Source organism: Xanthomonas cannabis pv. cannabis, assembly GCF_000802365.1.
Lineage (GTDB): Bacteria > Pseudomonadota > Gammaproteobacteria > Xanthomonadales > Xanthomonadaceae > Xanthomonas > Xanthomonas cannabis.
In genome coordinates, this window is record NZ_JSZE01000025.1 from 19,212 (window position 1) to 29,639 (window position 10,428).

A 10,428-nucleotide genomic window follows, 5' to 3' on the forward strand; every position below is an offset into this window, starting at 1 on the left:
AACCACATGAGTGCTTCCACGGCAGCACCGGCACGTGACCGGTTGCGTATCGCCATCCAGAAGAGCGGCCGTCTGGCCGAGCCCGCGCGCAGCCTGCTGGCCGCCTGCGGGCTGAGCTGGCGGCAGAGCCGCGACAAGTTGTTCTGCTACGGCGAATCGCTGCCGGTGGACTTGCTGCTGGTACGCGACGACGACATCCCCGGCCTGATCGCCGATGGCGTCTGCGACCTGGGGATCGTCGGCCAGAACGAGCTGGACGAGCAGGCCTCGGCGCGTCGTCGCGCTGGGTTGCCAGCCGCCTATCACGCGGTGCGCGGGGTCGGTTTCGGCCAGTGCCGGTTGATGCTGGCAGTGCCGGAAGACTGGGAGTGGCAGGGCGTGGCGCAACTGGCGGGCAAGCGCATCGCCACCAGCTACCCGGCGATCCTGGCCGACTGGCTGGAGCGGCAGGGCATCGATGCGGCCGTGGTGGAGTTGTCCGGCTCGGTGGAAATCGCTCCGCGGCTGGGTACCGCCGATCTGATCTGCGATCTGGTCTCCAGTGGCGCCACCCTGGCCGCCAACCAGCTCAAGCCGGTGGAGCTGGTGATGGAAAGTGAGGCGGTACTGGCTGGCGCCGTGCGCGAGCCGGCGGACGCACGCGCGGCGCTGCTGGCGATGCTGCTGCGGCGCATGGACGGCGTGCTCAAGTTGCGCGATAGCAAGTTGCTGATGTTCCGCGCCGAGCAGACCCATGTGGATGCGTTGCGCCGGTTGCTGCCCGACGCCGACCCGCTGGTGCAGTTGCCCGACGACGGCAACGGCGCATTGCGGCTGCAGACCATGTGCCACGGCGCGGTGACCTGGCAACGGTTGGAAGAGCTCGAACGCGCAGGTGCGCAAGGCTTGATGGTGTTGACGGTGGAGCGCTCGCTGGCATGAACATTCTCGATTGGTCCCAACTCGACAGCGCCGCGCGCACCGACGCATTGACGCGCCCGGTGCAGACCGTGGCCACACAGACGCGCGACGCAGTGGCTGCACTGATTGCCGACGTGCGCGCACGTGGCGATGCCGCATTGCGTGAGATCACCGCACGCTTCGATGGCGTGTCGCTGCAGAGTTTTATCGTCAGCGAGGCCGAATTCGCCGCTGCCGAGGCCGCGGTTTCCCCCGAACTGCGCCAGGCCATGCAGGACGCGGTGGCGCGGATCGACACCTTCCACCGCGCCGGCATGAGCGCCGGCTATGCCGTGGAAACTGCGCCGGGCGTGGTCTGCGAAAAGATCGTGCGCCCGATCGGGCGGGTCGGGTTGTATGTGCCGGCAGGCAGCGCACCGTTGCCGTCGACCGCGCTGATGCTGGGCGTTCCCGCACGGCTGGCCGGTTGCCGCGAGGTCGTGCTGTGCACGCCGCCGCGCAAGGACGGCAGCGTGGACCCGGCGGTGCTGGTGGCCGCGCAGCTCACCGGCGTGCGCCGCGTGTTCAAGCTGGGCGGTGCGCAGGCGATCGCGGCGATGGCGTATGGCACCGAGTCGGTGCCGAGCTGCGACAAACTGTTCGGCCCGGGCAACAGCTTTGTCACCGAAGCCAAGCAGCAGGTGGCCCAATCCGGCGCAGCCGCGATCGACATGCCGGCCGGTCCCTCCGAAGTGCTGGTGATTGCCGATGCCGGCGCGCAGGCGGCGTTCGTTGCGGCCGACCTGCTGTCGCAGGCAGAGCACGGCCCGGACTCGCAGGTGTTGCTGCTGTCCGACAGCGACGCCTTGATCGATGCGGTGCAGGTGCAGCTGGACGCGCAACTGGCCCAGCTCTCGCGTGCCGACATCGCACGCCAGGCCTTGGCGCAGTCGCGGCTGATCAAGGTGCAGACGCTGGACGACGCCTTTGCGATCAGCAACCGCTATGCACCCGAGCATCTGATCCTCGCGCTACGCGAACCGCGCGCATGGCTGGCGCAGGTCGAAGCGGCCGGCTCGGTCTTTCTCGGCGATTACACGCCGGAAGCACTCGGCGACTATTGCAGCGGCACCAACCATGTCCTGCCGACCAGCGGCGCGGCGCGCGCGTACAGCGGTGTCAGCGTTGCCAGCTTCCAGAACATGGTGAGCGTGCAGGCCGCGAGCAAGGCCGGTATCGACGGCATCGGTGAGTGCGCATTGATTCTTGCGCGCGCCGAAGGCCTGGATGCCCATGCCAATGCGGTGGCCCTGCGCATGGGAGTGGCAGCATGAGCACGTCCTCGATTCTGGATCTGGTGCGCGAGGACCTGCGCGCATTTGCCGGGTATTCGTCGGCGCGCACAAGTACGCTGCAGGGCGATGTCTGGCTCAATGCCAATGAATCGGCCTGGGAGAACCCGGCCGATCCCGGAGGCAGCACGCGACGCTATCCCGACCCGCAGCCCAAGGGCCTGCGTGGCGCGCTGGCCGCGCTGTACGGCTGCGCGCCCGAGCAGCTGCTGATTGGCCGTGGCAGCGACGAAGCGATCGATCTGCTGGTGCGCGGCCTGTGCGTGCCAGAGCGCGATGCGGTGGTGGTGACGCCGCCGGTGTTCGGCATGTATGCCGTGTGCGCACGGCTGCAGAACGCGCCGCTGGTTGACGTGCCGCTGGTCGATGGGCCCGACGGGTTCCACGCCGATATCCCGGCAATCATCGAGGCAACGTTGGCCGCGCGTGCCAAGTTGGTGTTCCTGTGTTCGCCTTCGAATCCGGCCGGCTCGGCGATCAGCCTCGAAGAGATCGAAACCGCCTTGCAGGCATTGCAAGGCAAGGCGCTGGTGGTGGTCGACGAAGCCTACGGCGAGTTCTCCGATGTGCCGTCCGCAGTGAGCCTGCTTGCGCGCTACGACAATCTCGCTGTGCTGCGTACGCTCTCCAAGGCGCACGCGTTGGCGGCGGCGCGTATCGGTACGCTGATCGCCAATGCCGAGTTGATTGCCTTGCTACGCCGCTGCCAGGCGCCGTATCCGGTGCCGACGCCCTGTGCCGCGATGGCCGAGCAGGGCTTGTCTGCACCGGCGCTGGAGGTCACACGTCGACGCATCGCGGAGGTTCGTACTGAACGCGAGCGCATGCACAAGGCGCTTGCGCAGCTCGCCGGCGTGCGCCAGGTGTACCCCTCGCAGGGCAACTTCCTGCTGGTGCGCTTCGACGATGCCCAAACCGCATTCCAGGCGCTGCTGGAGGCGGGCGTGGTGGTGCGCGATCAACGCGCAGTGCCGCAGTTGCACGATGCACTGCGCATTACCCTGGGCACGCCGGAACAGAACGTGCGCGTGCTGACGGCACTGCATACCGCACAGGAGGCTGCCGCATGACCCCGATTCTTTTTGTCGACCGCGACGGCACGCTGATCACCGAGCCGGCCGACTACCAGATCGACGCCTACGAAAAGTTGCGCTTTGTCGATAACGTGATTCCGGCCATGCTCAAGTTGCGCGACGCCGGCTATCAGTTTGTCATCGTCACCAATCAGGACGGCCTGGGCAGCGAAAGCTACCCGCGTGCGTCCTTCGACGGCCCGAACAACCTGATGCTGCAGATCTTCGCCAGCCAGGGCATCGAGTTCCGTGACGTGTTGATCGACTGCAGCTGGCCGGCCGACAACGCCCCCACGCGCAAGCCCGGCATCGGCCTGATGGTGCCGTATCTGCAGGACCGCACGATCGACTGGGCACGCTCGGCGATGGTCGGCGACCGCATCACCGACATCCAGTTCGCGCAGAACCTCAATATCCGCGGTTTTCAGCTGCGTACCGACGAATTCGGCGGCGAATGGGACTGGCCCGGCATCGCCCATGAGCTGGCCGATGCGCCGCGGCGCGCGGTGGTTCAGCGCAACACCAAGGAAACCAAAATCCGCGTCGAGCTTGACCTGGACCGCGTCGCCGAACCGCACACCGCCACCGGCCTGCCGTTCTTCGACCACATGCTGGAGCAGATCGGCAAGCATGGCGGCTTTGCGCTGGATATCCGCGCCGACGGCGACCTGCATATCGACGAGCACCACACCATCGAAGACACCGGCCTGGCATTGGGTCAGGCGCTGCGCGAGGCGCTGGGCAACAAGCGCGGGATCGGCCGGTATGGGTTCGATCCGGTCGAAAGCCCCTGGCTTGCAGCAGGGCCGGGCGCGCAGCATGGCTTCACGCTGCCCATGGACGAAACCATCGCCAGCGCCGCGCTCGACTTCAGTGGCCGGCCGTATTTCGTGTTCGAAGGCGACTTCAAGCGCGAGCGCGTGGGCGACATGCCCACCGAGCTGGTACCGCATTTCTTCCGCTCCATCTGCGATGCCTCGGGCTTGAATCTGCATCTGAGCGTGCGTGGCGAGAACGATCACCACAAGGTGGAAGCTTGTTTCAAGGCACTTGCACGCGCATTGCGTCAGGCGATCCGCCGCGAAGGCAACGCGCTGCCGTCCACCAAGGGTGCGCTATGACCGATGTCGCATTGATCGATGCCGGTGGTGCCAATCTGGGTTCGGTGCGTTATGCGCTGGAGCGGCTGGGCGTGGAGGCGCGGCTGGTGCGCGATGCGGCGGGCCTGCAAGGCGCCGAGCGGGTCATCCTGCCGGGCGTGGGCGCCGCACCGGAAGCCATGAAGCGCCTGCGCGCACAAGGCTTGGTCGAGCCATTGCGGCAGCTGCAGGTGCCCTTGATCGGTATCTGCCTGGGCATGCAGTTGCTGTTCGAGCGCTCCGAAGAAGGCAATGTGGAGTGCCTTGGGCTGGTGCCGGGCATCGTGCGCCATATGACTCCGGCACTGGGCATCCGTGTCCCGCACATGGGCTGGAACCAGCTGGTGCCAATGCGCGACTCGGCGCTGCTTGCCGGCCTGCCGGAGCGCGCCAGCGCCTATTTCGTGCATGGCTACGCCGCGCCGGTGACGGCCGATACCGTGGCCGCCTGCGATCACGGAGGCCTGTTTACCGCCGTCGTGCAGCAAGGCTTGCGGTGCGGCGCGCAGTTCCATCCCGAGCGCTCGGCCGACACCGGTGCACGCATCCTGCGTAATTTTCTTGAGATGAGTTTCCCATGAGTTTTACCGTCTATCCGGCGCTGGATATCCGCAACGGCCGCGTGGTGCGCCTGCTGCAGGGCGATTACGCACGCGAAACGCAGTACGGCGACGACGTGTTGCCGCGCGCGCAGGCGTTTGCCGATGCCGGCGCGCAGTGGATGCATCTGGTCGATCTGGATGCCGCCAAGGCCGGCGGCTACACCCTGGCAGCAACCCTGGGCGAGATCGCACGCCAGACCGGCCTGCAGGTGCAGACCGGTGGCGGCGTCCGTTCACGTGACGATGTGGCACGCATCCTCGATGCCGGCGCGGCGCGCGTGGTCATCGGCTCGCTGGCGGTGCGCGAGAGCGACACCGTGATCGGCTGGCTGCAGGAGTTCGGCGCCGACCGCTTGACCATTGCGCTGGATACGCGTCAGGACGCGCATGGCGTGTGGCAACTGCCGGTACATGGCTGGACCGAAGCGGCCGACGCCACGCTGGATCACCTGGCGGTGCGTTACGCGCAGGCCGGCCTGCAGCACCTGCTGTGCACCGACATCGCGCGCGACGGCATGTTGTCCGGCCCCAACATGACGCTGTACGCGCACCTGCGCGGGCTGGTACCGCAGCTGCAGGTGCAGGTGTCCGGCGGTGCACGCGACCTGGCCGACGTGGTCGCTGCAAAGGCTTCCGGGTGCGCCGGCATCGTGCTGGGCAAGGCCTTGCTTGAAGGACACCTGGATCTCAACGAGGCATTGGCATGCTGAGCCGCCGCATCATTCCATGCCTGGACGTGCGCGATGGCCGCGTGGTCAAGGGCGTCAAGTTCCGCGACCATATCGACATGGGCGACATCGTCGAGCTGGCCTTGCGCTACCGCGCACAGGGCGCCGATGAGCTGGTGTTCTACGACATCGGTGCCAGCCCGGAAGGCCGCTCGGTCGACTACACCTGGGTCGAGCGCGTGGCCCGGCTGATCGATATCCCGTTCTGCGTTGCTGGCGGCATTGGTGATGTGGAAACGGCGCGTGCGGTGCTGCACGCCGGTGCCGACAAGATTTCCATCAACTCGCCGGCACTCGGGCGCCCGCAGCTGATCTCCGAACTGGCCGACGCCTTTGGCGTGCAGTGCGTGGTGGTGGGCATCGACTCCATTCGCGAGGACGACGGCCAATGGCGGGTGCGTCGCTATACCGGCGACCCGAGCAAGACGCAGGCCTTGCCCATGCGCACGCTGGACTGGGTTGCCGAAGCGCAGCGCCTGGGTGCCGGTGAGATCGTGCTCAACTGCATGGACAACGACGGCGTGCGCCGCGGCTACGACCTTGCCCAGCTGCGTCAGGTGCGTGCGCTCTGCCGGGTGCCGTTGATCGCCTCCGGCGGCGCCGGCGAGATGCAGCATTTTGCCGACGTCTTCGACCAGGCCGATGTGGACGGCGCGCTGGCCGCCAGCGTGTTTCATAGCGGGGCCATTCCCATTCCGGAGCTCAAGCAGTTCCTGCGCGCGCAACAGATCGAGGTACGTGATGGACAGTGACACCGTGGCAACCGGCGACGCCTTGCAGGCGCTGGACTGGAGCAAGGGCGACGGGCTGTTGCCGGTCGTCGTGCAGGACGCCGACACCCTGCGTGTGCTGATGCTGGGCTACATGAATGCCGAAGCGCTGGCGGTGACGCAGCAGCGTGGCGAAGTGACCTTTTTCAGCCGCAGCAAGCAGCAACTGTGGACCAAGGGCGAGAGCTCGGGAAATGTGCTGCGCGTGGTGGCCATCGAAGCCGATTGCGACGCCGACACCTTGCTGGTGCTGGCCCATCCGCACGGGCCGACCTGTCACCTGGGCCGTACCAGCTGCTTTCCGAATGCGCCGGGGCAATTCCTGGGCAGCCTGGATGCGCTGATTGCCACGCGCGAGCACGAGCGCCCGCATGGCAGTTACACCACCAAGCTGTTCGAGCAGGGTATTCGCCGCATCGCGCAGAAGGTGGGCGAGGAGGGTGTGGAAACCGCATTGGCAGGCGTGGTGCAGGGCGATGCCGAACTGCTCGGCGAATCGGCCGACTTGCTGTATCACCTGATCGTGCTGCTCCGCGCGCGTGGGCTGGGCCTGAGCGACGCGGTAGCACTGCTGGAGTCGCGGCACAACTAACACAGCGCCGTAGGAGCGCACCTGGGCGCGACAGGGCTTTACCAGCAAGGCTCGTCGCGCCCCGGTGCGCTCCTACGGTGCGGTGCGGGACACGTAATTTCCCGGGCCTGCACCGCGCGGCAGGCCGGCGGGTACAATTTCCGCCGGTCTTGCCGCGGTACACCACATGCAGCTTCGCTTCGCTCTATTGGCCCTGGGGTTGCTTGGGGGCAGCGCGTACGCACGCGACGTTATGGTCGATGGCACCGTCTACGAAGAGCGCGACGGGCGTGCCGGCCGCAGTGCGGATGAGCCGGGTCTTGCCGGTATTGCGGTGTCCAACGGTGAGCAGATCGTGCGCACCGATGCACAGGGGCGCTACCGCCTGCCGGTGCGCGATGGCCAGACGGTGTTCGTGATCAAGCCGGGCGATCGCCGCTTTGTCCCTGCCGCCGACGGGCTGCCCGGGTTCTGGCGCCACTATGCGCCGCGCGGTTCGGTGACCCACAAGTATCAGGGCATTGCATCCACCGGCCGCACCACGCAGGGCTGGGATTTCGCACTGACGCCGCGTGCGGACGCTGGCGGCAACGGTTTCGACATGCTGGTGTTCGCCGACAGCCAGACCGCCAGCCTCACCGATGTGGGCTATTACCAGCGCGATATCGTGGCACCGCTGGTCGGCAAGACGTCCGCGCGCCTGGGGACCACGCTCGGCGACATCGTCAACGACGATCTGAGCCTGTATCCGGCCCTGAACAAGGTCACGACCCAACTGGGCGTGCCCTGGTTCCACGTGCCCGGCAATCACGACCTCAACATCGATGCCGGCGACGATCTGCAGTCGCTGGACAGCTGGCGCGCGGTCTATGGCCCGGACACGTATGCGGTGGAAGAAGCCAATGCGAGCTTCGTGTTTCTGGACGACGTGATCTACACCCCCGGCGGCAAGCCGGCGTATGTCGGCGGCCTGCGCGAGGACCAGTTCGTATTCCTGCAGCACTACCTGGCGCAGGTGCCGCGCGAGCGGCTGCTGGTGCTCGGTATGCATATTCCGCTGTTCGATGCGGCGCCGGGGCAGGAGACCTTCCGGCATGCCGATCGCAGCCGTCTGTTCGCGCTGCTGAAGGATTTCCCGCATGTGCTGGTGCTCAGTGCGCACAGCCACACGCAGCGGCACGTCGATCACGGCGCCGACGAAGGCTGGCACGGCGCACGCCCGCTGCACGAATACAACGTGGGTGCGGCCTGCGGTGCGTTCTGGTCGGGGGTCAAGGACGCCGACGGCATCCCCGATGCGACCATGAGCGACGGCACGCCCAACGGCTACGCGGTGCTGAACGTGGCGCCGGATGGCGACTACAGCCTGGCCTACCACGCGGCACGCGCAGCCGACGACGCGCAACTGCTGCTGCATGCGCCCAAGGTGCTGCGACAGGGCGCGTATCCGGCCTGGGGCATCTACGCCAATGTGTTCATGGGGCAGGACGATACCCGCGTGGAGATGCGCATCGACAACGGCGCATGGCAACCGATGAAACGACAGGAGCGCGCCGACCCGCGGCTGCTGGCGGAAAACGTGCGCGACGATAGCGCTGACCGGCTACGTGGGTACGACCGCTCACCGGAAGCGACGCCCTCCACACATCTGTGGCGCGGCGTGTTGCCGACCACCTTGGAGGTGGGCGAGCACCGCGTGGACGTGCGCGCGCACCTGCCCACCGGGCAGTACGGTGCCCACACGGTCTATCGCCTGCAACGCGCCGATCCGTAGATGCCGGTGTGACGGCCTGGCGCACGGAGGTGCGTTGGTTCGTGGCCACGCGTGCTTATGCACGCGTGCTTATGATCGAGGGCCCGCACGTGGCACCGTAAGGTCGGGTGCGTGCGTGGCATTGTGCGAATCGGTCAGACAGTGCGGTGAGGCCTGTGTTGCCGGCCGCGCTAGCGCGCGACGCAGTGCTCCGTTGGCCGCCCGCCTCGCGCCGAGGCTGCTGGCCGCGCGCATGCGCGTGTGCAGCCAACGGGCAGGCAGCACCCCGATGGCACAAACACAAACGCCTCCACAAGGGAGGCGTCTCAGGACCCGGGCTGGCAGGCGTCGGCGCGCTGGCGGGGATCTGTGCTGGCTGGCATAAGCTGGCTGGCCCGGCGAGTGTAGCGAGGCCATCGAATTGCCGACGAAATGAGAATTAGTCTCAGCCTTTCGTGGCCGAAGGTGGCGATCGGGCCGTTGGAGCAGACGTCGGCGGGGTCGTCCCCTTGCCGACGTTGCTGCTGGCGTCCGGGCTGCTGCCGCTGCCCGGGTCACCGTCGTTGGCCGGCTCGGCGTCGGCATCCGGATCTACGTCGACCGGCGGATACGGATAGGCGAGGGCAGGCCCAAGCCGCAACCCTGCGCGCCAGCGCTCCAACATCGGTGCGATGCGCTTGCCGAGCGATTGCTGCGGCAACGAGGGCAATTCGCCGTCCTGCTTTTCGCGCGCGGTGATGGCAGCCCTGGCCATATCGAAGGCCGCAAGCGGGTCGTCGCTGCGGTTCATCGCATCGATCAGCCAGGCCTGGCCAAAGTAGGTGGCGTTGGACGTATTGCCGCAGCCGAAGGACGGCCGATCCGCGCGCGCGGCGGTCAGGATCACGGTGTCCGGCGAACGCAGCGCCGGGATGAATCCGCCCGAATAACAGGCTGACAGCACGATGATGCGGTTGCCGACGCCGGCATCGTCCAGCGCGGTGCGCAGATCCTGCGGGCTGATGAAGTCTTCTTCGTTCTGGTCCACCTGCACGTACAGCGTGTGGTCTTCGGTGCCGTGCGTGGTCACGAACAGCAGCAGCGCATCTTCCTTGCGGTCCATGCGCTTGCCGATGGCGGCCAGCGTGTCGTAGAGATTGTCGTAGGTCGCCAGTGGCGCGTACGGATGCTCGCCCAGGTTGTCCGGGTTGTTGACCAGCGTGACCACGCGGCCGCGTGCGTCGAAGCGTTGCTCGAACAGTTGCTTGAGGTAGAGCGTTTCGTTGCGGAAGACATCGTCGCTGGCATCGCCGGCAAAGCCGACTACATACAGATCGGTCACGCCCGGGCGCTGCGGCTGCACCGCCGTCAGCGCCTTGGCAAGTGCGGCCTGGTCGATCGGGTCCGCCTCGGCCGCCGCGTTCGCGGCCGCGGCCGGCAAGGCCGCGCCGGCATCGGGGTGGCACCCGGCCACCAGGACGGCCATGGCCAGCAGTGCCAAGATCCGACGAGGCAAGCGGTGCGCCGGCGGCAGGGAATGGACTCTCAAAAACAACGCCGATGCCTCTCGAAGACGGATGGA

10 protein-coding genes are annotated in these 10,428 nt (G+C 67.0%); 9 read left to right on the forward strand and 1 reads right to left on the reverse strand.

Annotation, left to right across the window (positions count from 1 at the left end; all coding sequences use genetic code 11):
* The first annotated feature begins 6 nt into the window (after positions 1 to 6).
* The 9 genes from hisG (at position 7) to OZ10_RS06180 (ending at position 8,888) form a co-directional block, all read left to right on the forward strand.
* Entirely contained in the window at positions 7 to 921 is a 915-nt protein-coding gene (gene hisG / locus OZ10_RS06140) for an ATP phosphoribosyltransferase (protein WP_039564177.1), read from the forward strand.
* Positions 918 to 2,213, forward strand: coding sequence for a histidinol dehydrogenase (hisD, locus tag OZ10_RS06145; protein ID WP_039564178.1), 1,296 nt, complete (start codon positions 918 to 920; stop codon positions 2,211 to 2,213). Before hisG ends, hisD begins: the two co-directional genes overlap by 4 nt.
* Positions 2,210 to 3,301, forward strand: coding sequence for a histidinol-phosphate transaminase (gene hisC / locus OZ10_RS06150; RefSeq protein WP_039564179.1), 1,092 nt, complete (start codon positions 2,210 to 2,212; stop codon positions 3,299 to 3,301). The genes hisD and hisC overlap by 4 nt, the downstream gene beginning before the upstream one ends.
* Positions 3,298 to 4,425 carry a bifunctional histidinol-phosphatase/imidazoleglycerol-phosphate dehydratase HisB gene (hisB, locus tag OZ10_RS06155; RefSeq protein ID WP_039410231.1) on the forward strand — a complete coding sequence of 376 codons (1,128 nt, stop codon included), beginning with the start codon at positions 3,298 to 3,300 and terminating at the stop codon, positions 4,423 to 4,425. Before hisC ends, hisB begins: the two co-directional genes overlap by 4 nt.
* On the forward strand, positions 4,422 to 5,024 hold the full coding sequence (gene hisH / locus OZ10_RS06160) for an imidazole glycerol phosphate synthase subunit HisH (RefSeq protein ID WP_039564180.1): 603 nt from the start codon (positions 4,422 to 4,424) through the stop codon (positions 5,022 to 5,024). The genes hisB and hisH overlap by 4 nt, the downstream gene beginning before the upstream one ends.
* Complete coding sequence (gene hisA / locus OZ10_RS06165; protein ID WP_039410236.1) at positions 5,021 to 5,755, forward strand: 1-(5-phosphoribosyl)-5-[(5-phosphoribosylamino)methylideneamino]imidazole-4-carboxamide isomerase; 735 nt, start codon at positions 5,021 to 5,023, stop codon at positions 5,753 to 5,755. Before hisH ends, hisA begins: the two co-directional genes overlap by 4 nt.
* Complete coding sequence (gene hisF, locus OZ10_RS06170; protein ID WP_039564182.1) at positions 5,749 to 6,525, forward strand: imidazole glycerol phosphate synthase subunit HisF; 777 nt, start codon at positions 5,749 to 5,751, stop codon at positions 6,523 to 6,525. The genes hisA and hisF overlap by 7 nt, the downstream gene beginning before the upstream one ends.
* Positions 6,515 to 7,135: a bifunctional phosphoribosyl-AMP cyclohydrolase/phosphoribosyl-ATP diphosphatase HisIE gene (gene hisIE / locus OZ10_RS06175; protein WP_039564183.1), complete on the forward strand. Its 621-nt coding sequence runs from the start codon at positions 6,515 to 6,517 to the stop codon at positions 7,133 to 7,135. The genes hisF and hisIE overlap by 11 nt, the downstream gene beginning before the upstream one ends.
* 166 nt (positions 7,136 to 7,301) lie before the next feature.
* A complete protein-coding gene (locus OZ10_RS06180) occupies positions 7,302 to 8,888 on the forward strand; it encodes a calcineurin-like phosphoesterase C-terminal domain-containing protein (RefSeq protein WP_039410243.1) in 1,587 nt (528 codons plus the stop codon).
* 424 nt (positions 8,889 to 9,312) lie between these two features.
* Here the strand turns inward: OZ10_RS06180 and OZ10_RS06185 are convergent, their stop codons facing one another.
* Complete coding sequence (locus OZ10_RS06185; RefSeq protein WP_162183127.1) at positions 9,313 to 10,332, reverse strand: C13 family peptidase; 1,020 nt, start codon at positions 10,330 to 10,332, stop codon at positions 9,313 to 9,315.
* Positions 10,333 to 10,428 lie beyond the last annotated feature (96 nt).